A 24,897-nucleotide genomic window follows, 5' to 3' on the forward strand; every position below is an offset into this window, starting at 1 on the left:
AAAAATGATAAAAGTATTCGCGGGAATTGATGAGTCAGAAACAACAAAGGATGTTATTAAAGCATCTGCATGGGCTTCAGCGAGACTGGAAGCCCCACTGACTCTGTTACACACCATCGAAAGACCTGATAGCAGCGTAAAATCTGACCTCTCAGGCGCGATTGGGTTCAGTTCTCGCGAACACTTATTATCCGAATTAACCGAGCTTGACGAGCGAAGAGCAAAGCTCGCTTCTGAAAGCGGAAAGGTCTTACTACAAGAAGCGAAAAGCAAAGCTGAACTAGTCACCTCAAGTCCAATCGAAACGATCCAACGACATGGCGATATTGTTGACAGCCTTATAGAGCTCGAAAACACCATTAGACTCGTCGTTCTAGGAAAGTGCGATAAAATACGTAAAAACAAAAAACACGCAATTGGATCTCATGTCGAGACATCTGCTCGACGCCTGCACTCTCCTATTCTGGTGACACCCGACAACTTTAGCGCACCCACTAATTTTATGATCGCCTACGATGGGAGAGAAGCAGCAGACAATGCCATCAACAAAATTATAAAAAGCCCGCTCCTAAAAGGACTAAAGTGCCATTTAGTCATGGTCGCCACTAAAGCAAACGAAGATAAGAGAGATAAAATTGAGACTGCTAAGAGTTTATTAGCATCTGAGGGCTACGAAGTCGAAGCACAACTACTTAACGGGGAGATCTACCCAATACTCACCCAATATAAGCGGGATAATAATATTGAGTTATTAGTAATGGGAGCTTATGCCCATTCGAAAGTGAGGCAGTTTTTTGTCGGTAGCAATACCAATAAGATGATCTCAGAAAGCAAAATCCCACTACTTATATTGAGATAACTTGCTTTATTGTGCTCCAAAGCCACAACGGCATTCTGGAGCACAATAAATAAAAGCGATACTTATATCTATAAGTCATCCTCAAATGATGGCAACAAATTAATAGACAGCGCTGAACCTTGCTTCCAATCGTCTCCGTATGCTTTCATCTCTAAATCCCCACTTTCAAGAAGCTCATGCCAAACCCCTAATCTACCTCGGTAAGAGCCTGGAATAGATACAACACCTTTGTCATTCGTAAGCATTGCGGGGTGATTATCAGCCACATAAATATAACCAATCATGTCGTCGTGTATATTGCATCCCAACACTACCAAACCAGACTCATCAAACTCGACTGGCGGAGGGGGTTGCTCACCCTGATAAAGTCGGATTTCAAAGGGCTTTATCGGTGAAAAGCTGTACACATGATGACGTATATCATCACTGTTTGGAAACGCCACTTTTTGACCTTTTTGCACAACCAATAAATGAGGAACGAATTGCTTATGCTTTTGATCCATTATTTCGATAGCATCAGGCGTTTTCGCCTCAAGGTCCAACAACGACACCACCGCATTCTCAACAACATTCCCTTCTTTATCGGTCAACACCAGATCTTGAGCATGTAACAAAACAGGAACAAAACCCAATAACACACACATTTGTTTAATCATATAAATATCCAAAAACATGAGTTAACGAAAACAATATAGCGATAACGCCATATAATTACACGGATCGCAACTATATTTAGCAAACTCTTCAGCTTTAAATACAGGAAAGTTAATGTAAACTTAAATTCCCTCTCCCCCTAGAGAAAGCCAAAAGCGTGGAACGAAGCAAATTAGAAACATTGTGCTATTCAGGAACCGGCGACCCTCACGCACACCATCACACCCAAATTGTGATTCCATTCTCAGGATCATTAGAGCTAGAGGTTAATGGACGTCAATCGATTATCGAAAAAGGGTCCGCTGCTCTCATATCGCAAACCCAAAAACACCACCATTACGCTCAAAAACAGAATGAATGCATTGTCGTTAACAATATTCCATCGTGGGACAGCGAAGCCGAAGTGCAATCAAGCTTTATTAACTTGACTTCTGAAACTCTACAGCTATTGCCATTCCTTAAACATCTATCTTCCCATTCATCCGTCGAAGAACACAAACTTGAAACGAGCTTAGCTCTGCTTGGATTATTACTCCCGCTACCAAAAACTAAACTGACACGCAGCGCACAACTGTTTAAAAAAGCGGAATCGATACTTTCAAATACGCCGAATATCAAAATCAAAGCGTTAGCCGAACAACTGCATATTAGCCACAGCGCGCTACATTCTCTTTTTATTAAACACGCCAATACGACACCGAAACAATTCCAACAATCGAGGCTGGCGGACAAAATTGAGCAATTACTTATTTCAGATCCACATCAGACGCTCGATGAACTGGCATTTACATTAAACCTACCTGATCCGACCTCTCTAGCCAGAATATACAAACGTGTTCGCAACACCTCTCCAAAGAGCCAATCAACATTCAAATAGAAAAGCACTCGTTAACCTTTAGAAAACCAATCGATCTAAAAACACACTTTCGTAGCGTAGTTTTAAATAATAAACAAAAAATGCACACATCAAACAAACTTTTGCCCATGCCAAGCAAGAGAAAAACATCGAGAATAAGCCCACTTTAATCCACAAAGTTTGTATTTAACCCATGACCCACTCAACGCTCACGTCTACCGCTATTGGCACAATCGCAATACTCCTTTGGAGCACACTTGCACTCTTCACAGCGCAATCAAGCGAGACCCCTCCATTGTTTTTATTAAGCTTAACGTTTGGGGTCGCATCCATTATATTTCTCGTCAATTACTCGATCAAAAAAGAGCTACTGTCGTCTTGGAAAAACACACCCAAAAAAATCATGTTATTGGGCGGCGCCGCGTTCTTCTTTTATCACTATTTATATTTCTATGCGTTTCAGCACGCTCCCGCCGTGGACGCTGGGCTGATTGCTTATTTGTGGCCAGTACTCATCGTCATCATTAATGGATTAGCCCTAAGAACCCTTAAAAAAAGCCATTTGGCGGGCGCTTTTATTGCATTGATTGGCACAGGGTTAATCATTCTCAATACTCATAGCAGCGAAGATGCAATACCCACAGATAAATTCAAAGGCTACATCGCAGCACTGGGGTGTGCGATCATTTGGTCAAGTTACTCGGTATTAAATGGGAGGCTAAAACACATACCGTCTAACGCAGTCGTCTGGTACTGCATAATAACGGCTGTACTTTCAGGCGTGGCCCACGCTTTATTGGAACCGAACACCGACCTTGCGCCCCTTCCTTGGAAAGCCATTATTGCATTGGGAATAGGTCCTGTCGGCATCGCCTTCTTTTGCTGGGATTTCGGCGTGAAAAACGGCAACATTTCACTCTTAGGCGTACTTTCGTACATGGCACCCGCACTCTCTACCATATGGCTAGCCTTAGCGCTAAACAACCCGTTAACGATCTTTCAATGGGTCGCCTGCGGGCTAATCACATGCGGCGCATTAATCGCCACCACCCCAGCACTACTACTCAAAAAGAAGGCTACAGAATAAAGAGCCCCAGCTAATTTTTAGAAAATAAATCGCGGCAAAAAAGACAAAAAGGAAAAGAGCAAAGAAAGGAGGTAAAAATAGCGCCATGCTGTTTATTTACATGGCGCCATTCACTATCGAGATTGCAATGCCGCTTCTAGGTGCGCCATTCCAAGAGGCTGATCAACGCTCACCCCCAAGTCCCTCATCGTACTACCGAAAGCATGTAAGGCTCTAAAAAGGTTATGCTCTCGACATTGTTCACCCATCTGACCAATTCGGACAATAGGCTGACCGAACGAGCCCGCAATCTCCACTTTATAGACAGAAGAAATATGCGTGCAGATATCTGCCGCTGATAAACCATGCGGTATTTTTACACCAACCACAGAGTTCAAGCGCGAAGCCTGATCAATAAAAAGATCCAGCCCCATCCCTTCGATACCCGCTTGAAGCGCTTTAGAACAACGTTCATGACGCGCAAACCGACCTTCAAGCGTTTCTTCACATACTAACTTTAACGCTTCATGCAATGCCATGATCCCAGATACTGGTGCAGTATAATGGTATCCATGCTTGTGCCAAAAATTCTCCGCCAACTTGACATCAAAACACCAATGAGACAGCACCGTTTCTCTCATTTGAATAGTGCCCCATGCCTCATCAGAAAACGCCACCAGCGACACACCAGGGATGCAAGAAAGCCCCTTTTGCCCACCTGTAATCACAACATCAACCTGCCACTGATCCATTTTTAACGGCATTGTACTGAGTGTACAAACAGCATCAACAATCACCAAACAACCATGTTTTTTTGCTCTTTTAGCGATTTCCTCTAAAGAGTGATTAAACACAGTATTGGAGGTTTCACCTTGCACCAAACTAATGGCTTTTGGCTGAAAAGCTTCAATCGCTCGTTCAACCTCATCAGGGTCGGCAGCACAATGGACAGGCACATCTAAGGTCTGCACATCCGCACCAACACGCTCGGCCATTTCCCCCATACGACTACTAAAAAAGCCATTGTTGATACATAAGAAGCGGTCACCTGAAGACAGCAAATTAACAACCGCCATTTCCATCGCTGCCGAGGCAGGGCCCGCAACGCCAATCACCCAAGGCGATTCTGTTTGGAAAACATAGCGCGCCATCGACTTCACTTGATCAATCACTTGGGCCATAACCGCGCCTAAATGATTTATAACGACCGAATTGGCTCTCGCTACTCTCTCTGGAATGGGAACAGGGCCCGCTCCCATCATTAAGAGAGGCTCACGTGGCAAGATATCATCTAGCGATTTTATCGACGGAATTTGAACTGTCTTTACATGGTCAGTCATTTGCTTCACTACATTTGATCATACATCAGCTGTGTTTTCTTAGCGCAAAAACACAACCAAAATACAAAATCATTCTCCATTAAAAATTAAATATCAGAATAAAGCTTTGAAAAATAAAAAAAAACAAAACTTTATTCTAATCATCATACTGTAGGCACACCGAAATGAGGAGAACAAAAAACGAAAATAGTCGGATCCACTACACACTAAAAAAAAGACAATATAACTCTCTATCAAACCCTTTCCATTACAGAACATTTCGCTCAAGCGTAACAAAACCCTTAACGCACCATAAAAACACAAGACAACGTATCACAAGGACACACTCGCACCAAAATAAACCATAGCACTAACTAAAATTAACCATTTTACCTTTTCATGCTGTCACAATAATGCCCGATATTTCGCGCTAGACTCTTATAAGCAAATACCGACAAACAGACGAATACCCGACGATAACTCACAGAAAAGCAAAGATTGATTACCACCGAGAACTCGACTGGCACTACATTTGCAGACGGAAAGTGAATCACAAGCAGATGATCTTTAATATCTGCAAACCGTGGCTTAAGCGGCAAGATCGCATTCAATAAGGAGGAAAGAGTAAACTAGCCCCTTTTTAGAGCAGCAATTATTGGCAGTTTGCTCCACCAACATGTCTAGACTCGTCATTTATTCAGACCTTGACGGAACGTTGTTAGATCACCATACCTATAGCTTTGAAGCAGCTAAAGACACACTTGAAAGTTTAAAGGCCCTCAAAATCCCCTGTGTTCTTAACACAAGCAAAACGTTCGCCGAACTACTCAATTTAAGAACAGAGCTGAAACATAACGACCCATTTATTGTTGAGAATGGCGCTGCCATTTACATCCCAAAAGGCACTGACCTGTCGATAGAAGAAGAGTTAGAAGATTGTGGGAGTTATTGGCGCAAGGCCATGGGGCCACCTAGAAAAGCCCTCATCGACATCACAAGTTCAAAGAAACAAGAATACGAATTTGCTCGATTTAGTGACATGACGTCCTCAGATATTGTCAACCTCACCGGCCTCTCTGTCGAAAAAGCAATACAAGCAATGCAGAGGGAATTTACAGAACCCATGGTATGGAATGACTCTGAGACCAATCTAGAAACCTTCAAGAACGATTTAGAAAAATTTGATCTACAAGTTCAAAGAGGTGGAAGATTTACCCATGTAATGGGGAGACACTGCGACAAAGCGAAAGCCATGAATTGGCTTACCGAGCAATACAATCAATGCACAGCAACAGAATCAACTAAAACGATGGCATTGGGCGACGGAGAAAACGACGTAGGCATGTTAGCCGCAGCTGAAATTGCCGTCGTGATTCGCTCGCCAGTACACGCTCCGCCAGAAATCCCCAATAGAGCTGATGCTTGGCTGACAAAGCAATACGGACCTAATGGTTGGACAGAAGCCGTTAACAAGGCCCTCATGCAAGAAGGCTACCTCTAAATAACAGCAGGCAAATCACAACCCAAAATAATGTAAACACAAAATCGACTTAAAAAAATAACACACTTTGACTAAGTCACATCTAAGGTGACTTATATAACTAGGAGCTTCATATGGGTGATTTTTACCAAAACGGGATCATTACAACATTACATAATTTGGCCAACCGCCCTTTGGAAGAACTCGAAAAAGAGTTGTGTGAGTTCGCAGAAGCACGCCCGATGTCACTAATACTGCCGTGCCTATACTCAGAACTAGAAACAGCGGCAATGCCCAATATAATAGAACACCTTAAAAAGGTACCTTACCTCTCTGAAATTATCATTGGTTTAGACAGAGCAACCGAAGAACAATACAAACATGCATTGGAGTTCTTTTCTGTTCTACCTCAAAAAACAAAAGTACTGTGGAATGACGGTCCGCGACTAAGAGAAATTGATTCCGTACTTAAAGGTGAACACCTTTCTCCAACCGACCCAGGTAAAGGCAGAAACGTTTGGTTTTGTATGGGGTACAACCTTGCAGCGGGCAAAGCAGAATCCGTTGCAATGCATGACTGCGACATCGTCACCTATGATAGAGAGCTACTTGCTAGGCTAATATACCCCGTCGCCAACCCAAATTTTAGCTATGAATTTTGTAAAGGTTTTTACGCACGCACCGCAAACGGTAAAATGAATGGCCGTGTAAGCCGCTTACTCGTAACGCCGTTACTCTACTCTCTAAAAAAAGTATTTGGCAATCTAGATTACTTAGATTATTTGGACAGCTATCGCTACCCTCTTGCTGGCGAATTCTCTTTCCGCCGAGACGTCATGACCGACCTACGTATACCCAGTGACTGGGGATTAGAAATCGGTGTACTCAGTGAAATGTACCGCAACTACTCCACAAATAGACTCTGCCAGGTTGATATTGCGGACGCCTACGATCATAAACACCAAGATCTCTCTGCGAACAATGATGATGGCGGTTTATCGAAGATGTCCATTGATATTACCAAAGCCATCTTTAGAAAACTTGCCACGAATGGCATCATTTTTAATCAGGAAACCTTTAGGACAATTAAAGCGACGTATTATCGAGTTGCGCTTGATTTCATCGAAACTTACCGTAACGATGCTGAAATCAACGGCTTAAAACTAGACGTTCACATGGAAGAGCAAGCAGTTGAACTTTTCGCAAGCAACATTATGAAAGCGGGCAACATGTATTTGGACAACCCAATGGAAGCGCCTTTTATACCAAGTTGGAATCGTGTAATGAGCGCCTTTCCTGGTGTCTTAAAGCAGCTTGCAATCGCAGTTGAAAAAGATATGGATGAGTTTGGCCCAAAGTAGTCAATACTTTGATCTAAATTCTTATCATAAACCCAAACATTTAACTTGGCTCAAGAAGCAAGACTTAGTCTTGCTTCTTATCTATCTATGCCAATTGATTGAAACATCCATGTAAAGAACGGCAGGCAGATTTATGGACTCAAGCGCTCCTTCACACTTAGAACAACGCCTTACGGGGCATTTGCAAACGCTTTACCCAAAACTCGACGCTAGTGAACTTGCGAGAAACTGTCTAACGACATTCCATTTAGACGCAAATTCGGAGCCTCCGAGACCGCATAAGAACTTATGGGATCAATCGGACATCATGTTGATTACCTATGCGGATACACTGCGCTCAGAAGAGTCCACGCCGCTAGAGACGCTACATAAGTTCGTAAAGAACAATCTTAGTGAAAGCATTTCAGCCGTACATCTTCTTCCTTTCTTCCCTTACAGTTCAGATGACGGCTTTAGTGTCATGGATTATACGACGGTCAACCCTTCAAGCGGTGACTGGACGAACATCTCAAACATCACGAAAGATTTCAAAGTAATGGGAGACCTTGTTATTAACCACTGCTCCAGTCGAAGTATGTGGTTTGAAAACTACAAAGCAGGAGTTTCGCCGGGTGCCGAATACTTTTATGAGACAGCCCCTCAATCAGACCTGAGCAATGTTGTTCGCCCTCGCACTTCCCCCCTATTGCGTGAAGTCCAAACAAAAAACGGTATAAAACATGTCTGGTGTACCTTTAGCCATGATCAGATCGACTTAAACTTTGAGAACCCAGAAGTACTGTTAGAGTTTCTCAGAATCATTCGACTTTATTTAGAAAAAGGCATTCGATGGTTTAGGCTAGACGCCGTCGCCTTTCTTTGGAAAACACCGGGCACCAATTGCATAAACTTACCCAACACCCATGAAATGATTCGACTTCTACGACTGATGATCGAACATTGGGCACCAGATTCGGTCATTATCACTGAAACAAACATTCCCAACAGAGAGAACCTTACGTATTTCGGTAATGCTAACGAAGCTCACCTTATCTACAACTTCTCTTTACCACCACTCCTGATCAATACCTTAGTGACTGGCAACTGCTCGCACCTAAAAAGCTGGCTTATGGGCATGCCGCCTGCTCAACAAGGTACAACTTATCTGAACTTTGTTGCATCGCACGACGGCATTGGTTTGCGACCAACTGAGGGATTGCTATCAGAATGGGAAATCGACACGCTGATTGGCACAATGAAAAAGTTTGGTGGCAAAGTCAGCTCCCGAACTACCCCAGAAGGCGAGGCGAAGCCGTATGAAATAAATATAAGCCTCTGGAATGCGCTTAGCGGCTCTGTTTTACATGGGCCAGACCAATGGCAATTTGCGCGTTTTTTGTGTGCTGCAGGCGTTCAAATGGCTCTCGAAGGTGTACCCGCCTTTTACATCCATTCGCTATTTGGAACAGAAAACGATCACGAAAGGGTCAGTAACACGGGACAATTTCGCTCTATTAATCGTCACATTTGGCAGATGGAGGAATTGGAACACGCTTTAAATACTAATACGCATCACAAAAAAGTGTTTGAAGCGATGAGCCGCTTAATGAAAATTCGCCGAGCACAAGCGGCATTCCACCCAAATGCGACACAATACGTATTGCATATGGGTGATGAACTGTTCGCGTTTTGGCGTCAGAGTATAGACAGACGACAAAGTCTATTTGCCGTTTACAATATTTCCGATCAGCCCCAAACCTTCAATTTATCCGAACTAAACCTGATAGCAACCGAGGATTGGACAGATCTTGTGAGCGATCAACGCTATGAAGACCAAATGGCACAAGTCACGCTCATGCCATATCAATTTATGTGGCTAGCAAATAAAACGACGCGACCCAAAGATTAAAGCCACTCCTTAAAGGTTATTTAAGTGCCATGGAAGGCGATTCCTTACCCTCTAATTCCACAGTATCTGCCAGAAAACCACCCGTTTGATGCACCCACAGTGCTGAATATATACCTTTATAGTCTATGAGCTCTTCGTGTGAGCCTTGCTCTACGACATTTCCCTCGTCTAGCACAACCAGCCGATCCATCGCAGCAATGGTTGATAAGCGGTGTGCAATGGCGATAACCGTCTTTCCTTCCATTAGTTGATATAAGCTTTGTTGAATCGCAGCCTCGACCTCAGAATCCAAAGCAGACGTCGCTTCATCTAAGACAAGAATCGGGGCATCTTTAAGCAACACACGAGCGATCGCAATCCGTTGTCGCTGTCCGCCAGACAATTTAATACCCCGCTCTCCTACCATCGCATCGTAACCCGTATTTCCATATGGGTCAGTGAGCTCCAAAATAAATTCATGCGCTTCTGCTTTTTTTGCGGCAGCGATCATTTCTTCTTCTGAAGCATCAGGCTTTCCATACAGCAGGTTATCTCTCACTGAGCGATGCAATAAAGAAGTGTCTTGCGAAACAACACCGATCATCTGACGAAGTGAGTCCTGACGAACATCCGCTATATTTTGCCCATCAACTCGAATATCACCCGATTCAACGTCATAGAAACGCATCAACAAATTCACAATGGTCGACTTTCCTGCGCCAGACCGCCCAACAAGCCCGACCTTTTCTCCTGCAGAGATAGAAAAATTAAGCGCCTCGATGACTTTTTTATCTTTTTTCCCATAGTGAAAACAAACTTGGTCGAAATCAATCGAGCCTTTTGTGACCGAGATAGGCTCTGAGCCTTCTTTATCCTGCACCATAAGCGGCTTCGACAAAGTCCCCATTCCATCCGCTACCATGCCGATATTTTCGAACAACGAACCGACTTCCCACATTATCCACTGAGACATGCCGTTTAAGCGCAACGCTAAACTAATTGAAATAGCAATCGCACCCACACCAATCGCACTACCTAACCAAAGCGAGATAGCAACCGCAGCGATCACAAACGCCAATAAGTAATTACACAGCTGCACACTAACATTGACCCCAGTTACCAATCGCATCTGCTTATGAACCGTTTTAAGAAAACCATCCATACTGTCACGAGCATAATCCCACTCTCTGCTGGTATGCGAAAACAGCTTTACAGTCGATATATTGGTGTAACTGTCGACAACCCGCCCCGTCATGGTTGATCGGGCATCCGCCTGCTCTTCGGACACTTTCTTTAGCTTTGGAATAAAATACAGCTGGATCGAAACATAACAAACTAACCAACCAAGCATAGGCAGCATAAGACGATAATCTGCATTCGCAATCAAAACCAACATCGCAATGAAATACACTAAGATGTACACCAGCACATCGAGCAACTTCATAACGCTTTCTCTGACCGCTAGCGATGTCTGCATTACTTTTGTTGCAAGGCGCCCTGCGAATTCATCCTGAAAGAAACTCAGACTTTGGCGTAACAAATATCGATGCGCCAACCAGCGCACACGCATCGGGTAGTTGCCTAGCAGCGTTTGATGCACAATGGCCGAATGCAAAAAAGTGACCACAGGCATCCCAACCAAAATAAGTAAAGACATGCCAATAAGACGGCCGCCTTCATCCTCTAGAAAGGTGTCTGGATTGGAGTTGACCAGCCAATCGACCAACTGCCCCATAAACCCAAACAACACAACTTCCATTATGGCCAAAGAAGCCGTCAACACCGACATTAAAAGAAGGGGGACTTCGACGCCTTTCGAATAAAAGCGACAAAATTCAAATAAATTCTTAGGGGCATGTTGTGCTTGGTGTTCAGGGTAAGGTGCAATCCAACGTTCAAAAAACTTTAACATATCAGCTCTGATTCATTATTCTAATATCCTAGGGGCGACTAACAATTCAACTAATGCCAAATCGGGCTTAACGAAAGTAAACTTGGTCGCTGCTTTGCCAATATCTTAATTAAGATCCATAACAAAGTTTGGCAAAATGATGCGATTACGGTCTTTTTCCTTATTAGTCACGTACATCATAGCTTAAACATGCGAGAGACTTTGACATACCTGCAAAAGCCGCATACATTTTGTGCTTTATTTTAAGCCATACTGCTTTACAAGCACTTTAGATTACAAGGTAGAAAACCATGCTAGAACAACTTGCGGCTAAAATCGCTCAATTTAAACAACAACCTGAGCAAACCGCCTTTTCAGATGTCATAAACACCATCGACACTCATTACAGTTTCACTCCCGTTAAGTTTCAGAATGGCGCTCAAATTAACGAAGAAGGGCAGAACAATGGCTCGTGCAAAATTTTATTTTTTGCTCAATTAAACCAATTTGATGAAGCAACAACGCTAAACCTATTCGGTGATTATTACCGAGTTGATGTCCTCGAAAACCCAGAGGGCGACGACCATCAGAATATACGCCAATTTATAAAGCATGGCTGGGAAGGTGTTGCGTTCTCAACGACAGCGTTAGTATCAAACTCTCAATAAAGAGTAAGTATACCTCACGAAGGCAGCGGCCCTTGGAAAGCTGCCTTCATCATAGATTTAAAAAGAAGGTGTAATATGGAGTTAGTGGTTTTCGATTTAGACGGCACTCTACTAAACAAACATCAGGCTCTATCACCATTTACATTAGAAACACTCGAAGCAATGCGTGATAAAAAAATTTTTTATACCATTGCAACGGGGCGCACACATCTGGCAGCGCGAAAGTGTCTCGTCGAACATAATTTTCAAGAGTGGATGATATTTAAAAATGGTGTCGAGTGGTGGCACCCATTAAAGAAGCAATATCGTCATCAAACCTCCCTCACTAAAGAGTCTGTCGAATACGCTTTAACTCAGTTCGAGCTTGCTAGTGTTACACCATTTATATTTTGCATTACCCGTGATGGCACACATAAAGTCTACCACCCTCCGGTAACAAGTCCTTTAAGTGATCTGATCGAAAACGAACTTGGTAAACACGATGAGTTAAGCCTCCACCCTATCCAAGAAATGGCGTTCGATGATATTGCAACAAATATAAGCGCGCTTGGCTCTCAGCAACAAGCCGTCTCTGTCGTTACCTCATTAGAGAATCAAAATGAGCTAAAAGCGTATTGTGGCGGCGGCGTATACAATAAAGATACCTTTTGGATCGATGTTCACCACCAAGACGCCTGTAAAGGTTCTGCTATTAACACACTAAAAAGTGAACTGGGGGCAACCAAAGTCTTAGCCTTTGGAGATGGCGATAACGACTTATCTATGTTTGACTATGCCGACGCGTCATTCGCACCACACAATGCCGCGCCACACGTAAAATCACGTGCAACTGACGTCATTGGGCATCATAACGAGGATGGCGTTGCGCACTTTTTAAGAGACTATTTTAGCCTATAGGTTGAAAACAGAAGTACAGTACCCATTTACTTAATAACAACAAAAGTTACTTTACCCTTTCGTCGGTTTGAGCCATGATTAGGGTGAGACAGAAAATACGGAGAAATCCAAGATGGTAGAAATGATTTTATTCGCAGCCGCACTTATTTTGATAGGCGCGATGTCTAGTAAGCTAGTCCAGCATTTCGCGAGACCTCAAGTTAAATTACAACCATTGAAACTTGATAGAGAGCAACAAGAAAAAGATCGTCTACTTGCACAAAAGTCACGTAACCGTAGTCGCTATCCTCGCTAAGATTTCTTTAGGCATTATCATTCACTAAGCACGCCAATGATAATGCCTGAACTCTCCCCTAATTTTCGTTAGGCCGCTTTTTATTTCCGGTTAATTTTTCCTAATGCGCTCCATTTATTTACCTATGGCATAATCCCTCAACTTGTTCGCAACAGCACTGTGACTTAACCCAAGTGCACTTGCCAGCTTTCTTGTACTTGGATATTGGGGATAGAGTTTACGAAGCAGTTCCGCCTCCCACTCTTTAATCGTTTTATCTAATGAGTTATCCACTAACTCTAACTGCCGTCCTTTGGAACTTGAAAAAAGATTGAAATCTTCGGCAACCAACTCTGAGCGCTCTGTCGAGGCCACCGCCGAATATAAAACGCCTTTTAGCTCAGTAATGTTCCCCGGCCAGTCATACATTTTTAAAGCAGTAACGGCACTACTGCTTAAAGAAACGGAATCCACCCTAAGATGTCCGCATACTTGCTTTACTATTTCGTTTGCAACACCCTCAATGTCATCAAGCCGATCCCTTAACGAGGGAACGTCAATATTTTGTTGCGACAACTGCAAGTAAAGTTCGTAACTGAACGAGCTCTCTTCTCGAAAGTAGTGACTGGAAAAAGACGTTAATACCACCAACCTCCGATAGACATGATCGTCTTCTACTATGAATTTTGACGTCTCAATCCAATGCGCTAACTGAGCCTGAGCAGTGTCATTCAACCCCTCTATTCCCTCTATAATTAGCCAACCAGGCGCTAATAGAAACAACTGCAAATCTGCTTGCGTTTGAAAGGAAACCGCCGCTCTTTTATGTACTTGCGTTTCTTCGTAGCCGTGTGATTTCCAGTATTCAATAATGGAATTTAAGATAGAGTTTTTACCTGAGCCGGTTTCACCAGATATCATAAGTGGTGTATTCAACATCGCAAAACGCTTACTTTGAATAAGGCACGCCCCCATGGTCGAACTTAATACCATATCGCTTTGAAAATATTGCTCTAACTTAAACTCGTTCGCCCCATACCTAAACCTTTCCGACTGACGGTCTATTCTTGTTTCGGACTTAAGGTGAATAACCGCGCCAGCGCAAATGTCTTCTTTCTCGGTAGACACTTTTATCGGCTGCAACTCCATAAGAAGGGATTTTCGATGAACACGAATACGTTTAGTAATCCCACGTTTCATGTCGGCACCGCTTAGCTTCGAGAAATTTATCGCTTTAATAAATAAGTTTAGAGGCTTATTCATCAGCTCACCCAACGAAACACCGAGGTCTTTTGCGGCCAATTCTGTTGCCATCGTCACATTGCCTTTTAAATCGATCGCTATTACACCATCTGGCAACGCTTCTAAAATCTGCGCAAGTGTGTTTTTTTCTCTTTCCGAAGACGAAAAGCGAACAAGCTTCACATCCTCAACCCCTTCTAGTCGACGGATCGCAGCCAAAAGCTGTTGCAATGAATCAAACTTGATATCAGGAAAACCGATATATAGACAACGCCTCGCGGTATCGACTTCAATCAAACGCATGTCTATTCGATGCGGTGCAAACAACTTAAGCACCTCATGAACCATACCTATTCTATCTTCGCATTGAATCGCTAAACGCATACACCCTCGGGCTTAATGGTTGATTACTGTTCCAAAGTCAAAATCGACGTTTGAGGCGCAAACATCTCGTATAGTGGAAGCACTGCGGCCCCTGATGCACCAGAGTAGTTTGTATAATTCGCTGGTACAACACGCGGTGTGTTAAGCACGACCTCGCTCTCCAACATCGTAAAGAGCGCTGAAGCAAATGGTTCGATCATCCAGGTAGGTATGCGCCCTCCTACCCTAATCTCACTCGGGTTAATCAACGCCAGCAACGCCGTGAAAGCGTGCCTTGAATCCTCAACAACATTTGTCGCCCACTCATGAATCAAGTTCGTGTCCTTCAGCATATTGAGTTTATCAAATGTCGTGTTGCAATTAGAAACCAAGTAGCGCTGAAGAGACGTTAGCGAAAGCGCCTCTAGCACCCGCTCACCGTATTTGCCCGTTTTAGTGTACAACAATCCAAACTGTCCAGCTGCCCCCGATGCTCCTTCTAAACATTCCCCTTTCTCAACAATGCACCCACCAACCGCCGTAGAGATATACAAATAAAAAACATGCTCTAGCGGTGGAGTGGAAAAAAACAATTCACACATAGCTGCGGCACGAGCGTCATTCTCGCGTAAAACAGGTAGATCAAATTTATGCCCTAGCCACACTTCAAACGCATCGTTACTCCAATACTCTAAACCAACAGAAACATTCCTTTGTTTTGAGTTTATGCCAAGCTGTTCGATCCACTCTTCCATGTAGTCAGGCCGAGATACGCCGATGCCTCGAACTTTATCCCAATTTTGACCTAAGAAATCGGCAGCCTCGCTCAAGAATTCGCAAACAATCGCTTTCGCGTGTTTTTCCTGAGGAAATGAAACTCGCTCTTCTCTCTGAAAAATCGGCTCACCCCCAAAATTAATCAAGGCGACACTGATAAAATCACGATCTATATTTATTCCAACACCGTAGGCTCCCGCGCCATTCAACACCAGTTTCTTTTGCGGCTGCCCTCGCCTTCCTTCCACTTTACCAGAAGAAATAATGAAGCCTTTATCGATCAAGGACGCCGTAATGACTGAAATAGTCTGTGCACTTAACTTAGTGAAGGATGCAATCTCTTGTCGCGAAATTTCTGGGTACTGGCGTATCAGCTGTAAAACCACCCTCTCATTAAAAGAACGGCTACGCTCGGAAGTACTGCCAATAAGATTCATCATAAACTCTAACTCAAATTTTTTTGCAATAATTAATAAACTTAATTGATTTAATCAGTCTAAGCGCTATGATGCAAAATAAACATAACAATAAACACCATACATAATAGGGAGCAATACACATGTCTTACCCTGCATTTGACTCTAAGACATTTTTAGAGGCGCACATTGAAAAAACAATGGCCTTTTACTTCCCCACTTGCATTGACCCTGAAGGCGGCTTTTTCCAATTTTTCAAAGATGACGGAAGCGTATACGACCCCAATACTCGCCACCTTGTCAGCAGCACCCGCTTTATCTTTAATTTTGCACAAGCATACCTACATACTAATATCGCGGAATACAAACACGCTGCCGTTCACGGCATACAGTATCTAAGACAACGACATCAATCGCAATCTGGTGGTTATGTTTGGCTTCTTGACGGCGGCACAAATCTAGACGAAACAAATCATTGCTATGGGCTCGCATTTGTTATTTTAGCTTACTCAAACGCATTGCAAATTGGCCTTTCTGAGGCCGAAGTGTGGATAGAAGTAACATATGACCTATTAGAAACCCATTTCTGGGAAAACAAGCATGGACTGTATCTAGACGAGATAAGCAGCGACTGGAAAACCGTTAGCCCTTATCGAGGACAAAATGCCAACATGCATATGTGCGAAGCACTCATGTCAGCCTTCGACGCCACACAGAATCCAAAGTACTTAGACCGAGCAAAGTTGCTAGCAAAGAATATCTGTCAAAAACAAGCAAGTCTATCGAACTCTAACGAAGTGTGGGAGCATTACACCAATGATTGGCAGATAGACTGGGACTACAATAAAAACGACCCTAAGCATCTATTCAGGCCTTGGGGGTTCCAACCTGGGCACCAAACGGAATGGGCCAAGCTGTTGCTCATGCTAGACAAACGATCCCCTGAAAATTGGTATCTACCAAAAGCAAAATACCTGTTCGACCTTGCCTATAAAAAAGCCTGGGACACCAAAAAAGGTGGACTGCATTATGGTTATGCACCAGACGGCACAGTTTGCGATCCAGATAAGTATTTCTGGGTACAAGCGGAGTCGTTTGCCGCGGCTTGGCTATTATACAAAGCAACAAAGGATGAGACGTATTATAAGCAATACTTAACACTTTGGGAGTTTAGCTGGAATCATATGATCGATCATACATTTGGCGCCTGGTACCGAATACTTGATGAAAATAATGCACAGTACGACAACAACAAAAGTCCTGCTGGTAAAACCGACTATCATACGATGGGCGCCTGCTATGAAGTATTGAAAACACTGACCTTATAAATGTATTAACGAATCACAAATACTCACCATTTTAGTTGAACGATTCAATTAACAGGCAAAATACAGTATCATTTTGCCTCCTGAGACTGATTATTTAAACGAGTTTCTACCGCTAGAACCCCTCCTGCCGTGGGAGCACTCGGACCAACTATGCAATTAGACAAAATTGACTTAAACCTACTTCGTTATCTAGATTCTTTATTACGCGAGCAAAACGTCACCCATGCAGCCAATCGGCTAGGCATCACACAACCTGCAATGAGCAATGGCCTAAGACGACTGAGAGACCTTTTTCATGATCCTTTGCTAGTCAGAACCAGTGATGGAATGATGCCAACGGCGCTCTCTATACAATTGCAGCCAAAGGTTCAAGCTATCTTACAAAGCGTTGACGAAGTATTACATCTAGGTCAAAACTTCGACGCTGAATCCAGCTCACGTGTTTTCAGGATTATGGCCAGTGATTACGCAGAAGCGACTCTGATCCCACCTTTGATGGAAAAGCTTCAAGCGGAAGCACCAAATGTCATTCTCGACGTAATGAACCCCAGTGATGTCAGCTTTCACGATGTCGAAAAAGGCAAGGTCGACTTAGTCATAAATCGATTCGAAACACTGCCTCAATCTTTCCATCAGAAATCTGTTTGGATTGACAACTTTTCATGCCTTGTACCCAACAAACCGGACATTATCGAAGATTTTACGCTCGATAAATACCTCGCACTTCCTCATGTCTGGGTGAGTAAAACAGGCTTCGGCGTTGGGGTTGGAGTACAGCCAGAAGAGGTTCAGAAATTAGGGTGGGTAGACGGAACATTAGCGGAACTAGGCCATAAAAGAAATATTCGTCTATTTACGCGTAACTACAACGTTGCCATGAGAGCAACAGAGCAGCTGGGGTTAATTGCGACACTGCCTTCTCTAGCAACCAAACTGGTTGCAGACAACGCGAAAGTTAAGGTGGTACCGCCACCTTTCGATATACCGCCGGTTGAACTTAAGATGCTCTGGAGCCCCTTATTGCAACACGATCCCGGCCATATATGGCTTCGCTCAACCATTGCGGGCTGCGCAACAGTGATTGCTAAAAATCACAGTCTGTAAGTCTATTTATTAAGTCGCCATCTCTCCTTGCGAGTTGGCGACTTAATATCATGCTAGACGGATTACCCTGCCCTTCGACACTTTTTACCCCTCGTTATTCGAGCTAGTGACATTTAAGTCCTTAATATGGCCGTTGCTAATACTGTAACACCAACCATGAACATGCAGCTCCTGACCATTTTTCCATGCACTTTGAACCACACTGGTTTGGCGGACATTGGCAACTTGTTCAATAACATTCAGCTCACACATACGATCGAAGCGCTCGTGGTCGTCCTCGATCGCGTCTACCTCTTCTTTATGCAAACGATAAACGTCTTTAATATGTCTCAACCAGTTATCGATTAAACCATGCTCTGCTTGATCCATCGCCGCTTTGATACCACCGCAACCGTAATGCCCAACAACCATAATATGTTTAACCTTCAACACATCTACGGCAAATTGAATAACTGACAAACAGTTTAAGTCTGTGTGAACCACAACATTTGCGATATTTCGGTGAACAAACACCTCGCCTGGCATTAAATCTACAATTTGATTGGCTGGCACACGAGAATCTGCGCACCCAATCCAAAGGTACTCAGGTTTTTGCTGCTTTGATAACTTTTCAAAAAAATCGGGATCTTCCGCATTTACTTTAGCGGCCCATTGCCTGTTCTTTTCAAATAATTCGGGTAACTTACTGGACATTTCTAGTACCTAGCATTTAGTAAAACTGCGTATCACGACATCCGCAGTTAAGGTTAATCTATCTAATTCATACACTTTCTGGCGGCCTTCGTAAGGCGCTTTATGCATATGCGGGGTCATACTAAGTAGGCGAGCAATCGCTTCTTGGGATTCCAATTGGAACTCGAATGTTACTTTTTTCTCTTGGTCACACTGAAAACCTTCAATACCTGACGAGTACGTTTGACGATAATCCTTAATCGTCGGATATAGGATTTTACGAAGTTCAATCAAATGGTTCGGCCCGGACTCAACCAAAACAAGCTTCCCCGATGGGGAAAGAACTCGGTGAAATTCTGAAAAAACCGGGAAACCGAAAGCACATAACACACTATCATAACATTCATTTTTAGACGGAATGTTCGCATTACTCGCGACGACCCAAGAAACAGCTTTAGTACGCTTACTTGCAGAGATTATGGCCCATTTAGAGATATCAATCCCCGTGCACTCAAACCCTGCTACAGACTTTTCATTAGCTTGATTCGCCTCAATCAATTTGGACAAATAGTAGCCGTCTCCACATCCTGCATCTAAAACAGAATGCGTCGCTTGACCATTCAGAAAAAAAGAATGGAGACTTTCTATAATAGGTAAATAAGCATCGGTATCAAGGAATTGCTTTCTCGATGCGACCATTTCCTTAGAATCACCGGGGTCTTTAGAATGTTTTTTCTGGACAGGAAGCAGGTTAACATAACCGGACTTGGCAATATCGTAGACATGCCCATCCGGGCAACGTAGAGATCTGCCGTCTTGCTCAAGTTCCTCTTGATCAAGTGGGCAGACTAAATTATTAAAAAGCGTCACTTGCGCTCCAGCTGACTGATAGAATGGGCGCTATTCTAGTGCGAACCGCACCGATTATCAAAACTAATGAACAGGTGCGAGTAAATCATATTGGTTTTGAGACTGAGCACTTAAATAGGACGAGAAATCTATATTATTCATCGGTTTTGCGAATAAATAGCCTTGCACTTCTTCACATTGGTAATCGTTCAAAACATCAATTTGAGAGCGACTTTCCACACCTTCCGCTATCACTTTCAAATTTAGACTATTAGCCATCGCAATAGTTGCCTTCACAATGGCATCATCATCTGCGTCGATTCCAAGATCACTAACAAAAGAACGGTCAATCTTTAACGTCTGAATAGGGAATTTTTTAAGATAAGCGAGAGAGGAATATCCAGTACCAAAATCATCAATTGACAATGTCAAACCAAGTTTTCTAAACCCGTGTAGCTTTTCGATCGTCTGCTGAGCATCGGCCATCAGCATACTTTCGGTTAACTCTAACTCTAGATACTTTGGATCAACGCCAGTCTCGGCCAACGTCGCTCTGACCATTTCAACCAAATCCGATTGCATAAACTGCCGACCTGACAAGTTAACAGACAGACTAATTGGCGGATGCCCTGCTTCACGCCACTCTTTCAACTGATGGCAAGCGCGTTTAATAACCCATTCACCTAATGGAAGAATCAAGCCAGTCTCTTCTGCAATAGGAATAAACTTATCCGGTGGAATCATACCGTGCTCAGGGTGAATCCAACGAATCAGCGCTTCGGCACCAACGGTAAGTTCATCGGACAATCGAATTTTTGGCTGGTAATAAAGCTCAAATTGCTCTTCTTCAATGGCTTTTCTAAGAGCGCCACCTAAGGTCAGTTGTGCACGATAATCTTGCTTCATTCCATTGTCGTACAGGCAAAAGTTGTTGTAACCCAACGCTTTTGAACGACACATAGCGGATGCAGAGGTTTTTAGGAGATCATCGATACTTTTTCCATGATCTGGATATTTTGAAATTCCAACACTTGCAGTCACAAGCATTTCCAAATCTTCAACGGGATAGGGCTGCGCGCTGACAGAGACAACATCCTGAGCGACCTCAATCAAATTCGAGTCATTCAGAATGTCTTCAACCAAAATCGCAAACTCATCTCCGCCTAAGCGAAATAACTGAGTATTTCTCGGAAGCACACCTTGGATTCGACGGGCCACACCACACAGAAGTTCGTCTCCAACTTGGTGTCCAAATGAGTCGTTCACCGTCTTAAAGCCGTCTAGGTCAATAAACAGTAGGCCAAAACTTTGGTCTTTTTGAGCCACTTTGGCTATCTGAGAGTCTAGCTTTAAATAAAGAGACTCTCGGTTAGGTAAACGCGTTAACGAATCGTAGTTTTTCAAACGATATAGCTCTGCTTCTGCCAAGCGTATATCTTGTTTGTCTGTTACTTGAAGATAGAACGAATCGCCTGCAGATTCCTTATAACCTTCAATATGACACCAGTGAATACCTGTCTTCGTTAAAAATCTAACATCGGTCGAAATTCGCCCTTTTGTCAGCAATTGTCCAAAGACAGATGGCGCCATAGCAGACACCGCAAACAAATCTTTAAATTCTTCAACGTTTTCAAATTGCGTAAGAGCTTGAGCACTTTGCCTTAGGCATTTACCGGTTATATCAAAGCGAAAGTAGGAAAGGTTAAACGCATCTAAATGGGCATAAGGTTCATCATCATCAACTGAGCCAATAGTTTGTCCGCTACCCATATCAACAAGCGATGTCATTTCACGAGCTTCTACTTTTACACCTAAATGACCTGGCCCGAGATGTACACGATGACCAATACACTGCAAAACACGTCCATCTTGGCATTTAATAACCCAACACAGATTCTCTTCGCGTTCAGGTGATAGGGACGTGAGTGCCTGCACCTTATCGATTAGTGCATTCTTGAGCTGAGAGTTTAACAATCGATCCTTCGAAATCTCTGTCGAAAAAAGCGCCTTTGCCGAACGATTAGACCAACAAATAGATGATTTAGATACATCAATTAGCCAGCGGGCAGCCTCACGCGATTCTGTGTTTATAAAGAATAGATCGGACATCAATACCAAATATTTACAGCGAAAGTAAATTTATGCCTGAATCAGCCTCACTTTTCAAGCGTCACCATGCGTTTGGCACAACAAAAACCCATTTATTTCCATCGTTTATCATGAATTCGTCATAAACAGCAAATAATACAGGGCGGCTGTCGGTAGTGAAGCACTCTTTTAAATACAAGCAACACTCACTGTGATCTATGTATTCCATGTCCTCAGCATGTGTCAGCCAATGCGGTTTTTTAGCAATCGCGAGAGATGAAAATGCAGCTCGACAAAAATCATCGAATCTAATCCAAACAGCATCAGAATGATGACGATGCCGATTTAAAAAGTCGTAAAATAAACGACCAAAAACCAGCAATTCCGTTCTTTCCACCACGGGTAAAGAGCGGCTTTTTAACCACTCTATACCTTCATCCGTTTTCAAAATGGTTAGCTGATGAGTCAGCGCCCGCTCAGTTTTCTTATAAAGACTGTCATTTTTATTTGGACCGATCCAATCATGAGGCACCAAATCCGGCCTTTGCAGATAGAACTTTATTGCGATCTCAAACTGAATAAACTCACCTTGAGGCGTCCTTACAATCAAATCCACTTCCCCTAGCGTGCGCCCGGACAGGTGGATTTGTTCATGCTCACAGATCACTTCCAGTGTTGTGAAATGGCGAATGGCAAATGAAAACAGAACCTCAAAATAGGTTCCTAAAAAGTGAGATTTAACCTCAGAAAAAGCGTCTTCAATCAACGTTCTGTTATTAGATAAATTTTCTAGTTGAGCGTCCCAATCTTGAATGCGATAGTCCACCAAGTTCATCGCATCATTGATTGTCTCGAACTGAAGAACCCATCTAAGATCGTCGATTAAGTTTTTATTGACCATTTATGACATTCGCTGATTTAGGAGCTGATCTATCATGCGAATACAATGCACAATTTTACGCTGACCTTCCTGTGAAATTTCTAAATTGGCTTCACTTGCATAGTCAGCAATATTAGAAGAATGAGGTAACACCCCTCCGTCCTCTATGATCACTTTAAACCTTGGCACCATGATATATCGAATCCACTGATTAAACGCCATGCTATCCGCAGCAAAAGGAATCGTACTTTGCAAAGCCTCGTCTGTCGGTACAGGGCATTCCCAAGCCCCAGATTCACGCATTAGCACTTCTAAATCAAGCACTAGATCCGCTAGATCATGGTAACGTTTTATATCAACTACCACTGAATTCTCCAATTAAAACATATATAATTGATCGACATTTTATACACAATCAAGAGAACTTACGAATAAGCATACTGACACAAATACCTATTCTTTATGAAGCCGAATAAGGCAGACGTGCAGTGCATTTATTTATAACCTCTCTAGCGATTACCTCAACACGGTTTAACAATGAATCAAATAGAATCTTTAAGCGACCTCTTCAATTTAGTAGATTGTCACGTTACTTACTTTGATATCGGTAGACGAGTTCAAAAGCTAACACCTCAGCAAGTTATTCAATTCGATAAGAAGCAACAGGCTTACCCGTACCCGTTTCAAAAACATGCCTGGCTTGCTTGTGCTTTATTACCTAAGGATTCGAAAAATAAGGCTGACGATTCTGTCATTTGGTTTATTCGCCTCCCCATAGATGAAAAAGGCGCCTTAAACCTAGGAACACGAGATCACTTTATAAAATCCATTGTTGATAGAATACTGAACAAAGGAACGGAACAAGGTTTAAACGAAGCCCTAGAAGACAACCCATACGCATTCAAACCCGATCAAGAGCGCATGGCCAACTTCCACGCTATTATGGCGTGTGCACTCAATCAACCAAGCTCGCTCTATTATGAAGACGTTAAAACGTATTTATCGCAAAACCTTCCTGACGAGGACGGCACATGGAGTCAACTAGGTCTTCAAGGGATCGCTGATTTGGCGGCACGTCACGCCGAAGCCAGCACAGAAGCACTCATTGCAAATGCGATAAAGCGAGCGCCTCTGCCACTTTCTATGGCACTTTGTAATTGCTTAGAGCATCACTCTCTTTCAAGCTCTCTATCATCTGATATTGAAAGCATAGCAACCCTAGAAGAGCGGCCAGAGGTTCTAGCAGGCTACGTTCGAGCTCTTTCAAGTGGCGATCTATCCGCTCCACTAAATTTAGCGCTTTTTAAAGCTATTGGCGATATTTCATCCTGCGACGATACGCACATCCACTTATTAACTGCCCTCTCCGCTAAATGCCCTCATTGGCTATCTAAAGAACCAGCCTTACTAAGAGTCATTATGGAAAAACTTGCACACAGAGAAGACGGCTGGTTAGGGTTCAAACAAATCGTCGGAGAGCTAACTCAGCACCCCGAAACAAACTCCCCGCTCTGGGTATTGCTAAGATCTGAGCACATCAGCAGCACACTGAAAAAAGCGGTTGAAAGTCTGTTTTCACCTCAAACACACACAATCCAGTAACACGCTAAAAAAACGACTGCTCAGATACAAAAAAGCCAGGCTTTTAATAGCCTGGCTTTTTTGTATCTGAGCTTGTGCTTAACTCAATCACTCTTGCATGTAATTTTCAACTTTAGCCTTTAGCTTTTGACCTGGTCGAAAAGTAACCACCGTGCGAGCAGTGATTGGGATCTCTTCTCCGGTCTTTGGATTACGGCCAGGTCGCTGACTCTTTTCACGCACCTCAAAATTGCCAAAACCTGACAATTTCACTTGCTCCCGATCCACTAGAGACTCTCGTATTACCTGAAAAAACCCCTCTACCAGATCTTTTGCATCTTTCTTGGTCAAACCTATAGTTTCAACAAGGTTTTCCGCTAGATCCGCTTTAGTCAACGATGCCAT

23 protein-coding genes are annotated in these 24,897 nt (G+C 43.2%); 12 read left to right on the forward strand and 11 right to left on the reverse strand.

Features of this window, described 5'->3' with window-relative positions; genetic code table 11:
• Positions 1–4: 4 nt before the first annotated feature.
• A complete protein-coding gene (locus tag MARME_RS12450; RefSeq protein WP_013661612.1) occupies positions 5–859 on the forward strand; it encodes a universal stress protein in 855 nt (284 codons plus the stop codon).
• Between the two features lie 68 nt (positions 860–927).
• Here the strand turns inward: MARME_RS12450 and MARME_RS12455 are convergent, their stop codons facing one another.
• The gene (locus tag MARME_RS12455; RefSeq protein WP_013661613.1) at positions 928–1,515 is read right to left on the reverse strand and encodes a methylamine utilization protein; all 588 of its coding nucleotides are present in this window, start codon (positions 1,513–1,515) and stop codon (positions 928–930) included.
• A 155-nt stretch (positions 1,516–1,670) separates the two neighbouring features.
• On the opposite strand from MARME_RS12455, the gene MARME_RS12460 reads away from it, so the two are divergent.
• Together MARME_RS12460 and yddG are read left to right on the forward strand one after the other, a co-directional pair.
• Complete coding sequence (locus tag MARME_RS12460; protein WP_013661614.1) at positions 1,671–2,390, forward strand: AraC family transcriptional regulator; 720 nt, start codon at positions 1,671–1,673, stop codon at positions 2,388–2,390.
• Positions 2,391–2,562: 172 nt separating this feature from the next.
• On the forward strand, positions 2,563–3,456 hold the full coding sequence (gene yddG / locus MARME_RS12465) for an aromatic amino acid exporter YddG (RefSeq protein ID WP_013661615.1): 894 nt from the start codon (positions 2,563–2,565) through the stop codon (positions 3,454–3,456).
• Positions 3,457–3,569: 113 nt separating this feature from the next.
• Here the strand turns inward: yddG and MARME_RS12470 are convergent, their stop codons facing one another.
• A complete protein-coding gene (locus MARME_RS12470; protein ID WP_013661616.1) occupies positions 3,570–4,775 on the reverse strand; it encodes a pyridoxal-phosphate-dependent aminotransferase family protein in 1,206 nt (401 codons plus the stop codon).
• A 655-nt stretch (positions 4,776–5,430) separates the two neighbouring features.
• Here MARME_RS12470 and MARME_RS12475 point away from each other — a divergent pair.
• From MARME_RS12475 to MARME_RS12485, 3 genes are all read left to right on the forward strand, one after another.
• Entirely contained in the window at positions 5,431–6,255 is an 825-nt protein-coding gene (locus MARME_RS12475; protein ID WP_013661617.1) for an HAD-IIB family hydrolase, read from the forward strand.
• Positions 6,256–6,368: 113 nt separating this feature from the next.
• Complete coding sequence (locus MARME_RS12480) at positions 6,369–7,595, forward strand: glycosyltransferase family protein (RefSeq protein ID WP_013661618.1); 1,227 nt, start codon at positions 6,369–6,371, stop codon at positions 7,593–7,595.
• Positions 7,596–7,728: 133 nt separating this feature from the next.
• Entirely contained in the window at positions 7,729–9,483 is a 1,755-nt protein-coding gene (locus MARME_RS12485) for an alpha-amylase family glycosyl hydrolase (RefSeq protein WP_013661619.1), read from the forward strand.
• Positions 9,484–9,499: 16 nt separating this feature from the next.
• Here MARME_RS12485 and MARME_RS12490 read toward each other — a convergent pair whose 3' ends face one another.
• The gene (locus MARME_RS12490) at positions 9,500–11,374 is read right to left on the reverse strand and encodes an ABC transporter ATP-binding protein (protein WP_013661620.1); all 1,875 of its coding nucleotides are present in this window, start codon (positions 11,372–11,374) and stop codon (positions 9,500–9,502) included.
• Between the two features lie 290 nt (positions 11,375–11,664).
• Between MARME_RS12490 and MARME_RS12495 the strand changes: the two genes are divergently transcribed.
• From MARME_RS12495 to MARME_RS12505, 3 genes are all read left to right on the forward strand, one after another.
• Entirely contained in the window at positions 11,665–12,021 is a 357-nt protein-coding gene (locus MARME_RS12495) for a HopJ type III effector protein (RefSeq protein ID WP_013661621.1), read from the forward strand.
• A 75-nt stretch (positions 12,022–12,096) separates the two neighbouring features.
• Positions 12,097–12,918, forward strand: coding sequence for an HAD family hydrolase (locus MARME_RS12500; RefSeq protein WP_013661622.1), 822 nt, complete (start codon positions 12,097–12,099; stop codon positions 12,916–12,918).
• 112 nt (positions 12,919–13,030) lie between these two features.
• Positions 13,031–13,213, forward strand: a complete 183-nt coding sequence (locus tag MARME_RS12505; RefSeq protein WP_013661623.1) for a hypothetical protein — start codon at positions 13,031–13,033, stop codon at positions 13,211–13,213.
• Between the two features lie 114 nt (positions 13,214–13,327).
• Here MARME_RS12505 and MARME_RS12510 read toward each other — a convergent pair whose 3' ends face one another.
• Together MARME_RS12510 and MARME_RS12515 are read right to left on the reverse strand one after the other, a co-directional pair.
• Entirely contained in the window at positions 13,328–14,818 is a 1,491-nt protein-coding gene (locus tag MARME_RS12510; RefSeq protein ID WP_013661624.1) for a TyrR/PhhR family helix-turn-helix DNA-binding protein, read from the reverse strand.
• Between the two features lie 23 nt (positions 14,819–14,841).
• Positions 14,842–16,014, reverse strand: a complete 1,173-nt coding sequence (locus MARME_RS12515) for an ROK family transcriptional regulator (RefSeq protein WP_013661625.1) — start codon at positions 16,012–16,014, stop codon at positions 14,842–14,844.
• A 119-nt stretch (positions 16,015–16,133) separates the two neighbouring features.
• Between MARME_RS12515 and MARME_RS12520 the strand changes: the two genes are divergently transcribed.
• Positions 16,134–17,318 carry a D-mannose isomerase gene (locus tag MARME_RS12520; protein WP_013661626.1) on the forward strand — a complete coding sequence of 395 codons (1,185 nt, stop codon included), beginning with the start codon at positions 16,134–16,136 and terminating at the stop codon, positions 17,316–17,318.
• A 150-nt stretch (positions 17,319–17,468) separates the two neighbouring features.
• Positions 17,469–18,422 (forward strand): LysR family transcriptional regulator, encoded by a 954-nt coding sequence (locus MARME_RS12525; protein WP_013661627.1) that lies wholly within the window; start codon positions 17,469–17,471, stop codon positions 18,420–18,422.
• Positions 18,423–18,506: 84 nt separating this feature from the next.
• Here the strand turns inward: MARME_RS12525 and can are convergent, their stop codons facing one another.
• From can to MARME_RS12550, 5 genes are all read right to left on the reverse strand, one after another.
• A complete protein-coding gene (can, locus tag MARME_RS12530; RefSeq protein ID WP_013661628.1) occupies positions 18,507–19,115 on the reverse strand; it encodes a carbonate dehydratase in 609 nt (202 codons plus the stop codon).
• Between the two features lie 9 nt (positions 19,116–19,124).
• Entirely contained in the window at positions 19,125–19,964 is an 840-nt protein-coding gene (locus tag MARME_RS12535) for a putative RNA methyltransferase (RefSeq protein ID WP_013661629.1), read from the reverse strand.
• A gap of 63 nt (positions 19,965–20,027) precedes the next feature.
• Positions 20,028–22,052, reverse strand: coding sequence for a putative bifunctional diguanylate cyclase/phosphodiesterase (locus MARME_RS12540; protein WP_013661630.1), 2,025 nt, complete (start codon positions 22,050–22,052; stop codon positions 20,028–20,030).
• A gap of 61 nt (positions 22,053–22,113) precedes the next feature.
• Entirely contained in the window at positions 22,114–22,932 is an 819-nt protein-coding gene (locus MARME_RS12545) for a DUF1853 family protein (protein ID WP_013661631.1), read from the reverse strand.
• Positions 22,933–23,277 carry a YqcC family protein gene (locus MARME_RS12550; protein WP_013661632.1) on the reverse strand — a complete coding sequence of 115 codons (345 nt, stop codon included), beginning with the start codon at positions 23,275–23,277 and terminating at the stop codon, positions 22,933–22,935. It abuts the gene before it with no gap.
• A gap of 171 nt (positions 23,278–23,448) precedes the next feature.
• On the opposite strand from MARME_RS12550, the gene MARME_RS12555 reads away from it, so the two are divergent.
• Positions 23,449–24,513, forward strand: coding sequence for a DUF3549 family protein (locus tag MARME_RS12555; RefSeq protein ID WP_013661633.1), 1,065 nt, complete (start codon positions 23,449–23,451; stop codon positions 24,511–24,513).
• A gap of 87 nt (positions 24,514–24,600) precedes the next feature.
• Here MARME_RS12555 and MARME_RS12560 read toward each other — a convergent pair whose 3' ends face one another.
• On the reverse strand, positions 24,601–24,897 hold the full coding sequence (locus MARME_RS12560) for an integration host factor subunit alpha (protein WP_013661634.1): 297 nt from the start codon (positions 24,895–24,897) through the stop codon (positions 24,601–24,603).

The sequence above is a fragment of the Marinomonas mediterranea MMB-1 genome, assembly GCF_000192865.1.
Taxonomy (GTDB): Bacteria; Pseudomonadota; Gammaproteobacteria; order Pseudomonadales; family Marinomonadaceae; genus Marinomonas; species Marinomonas mediterranea.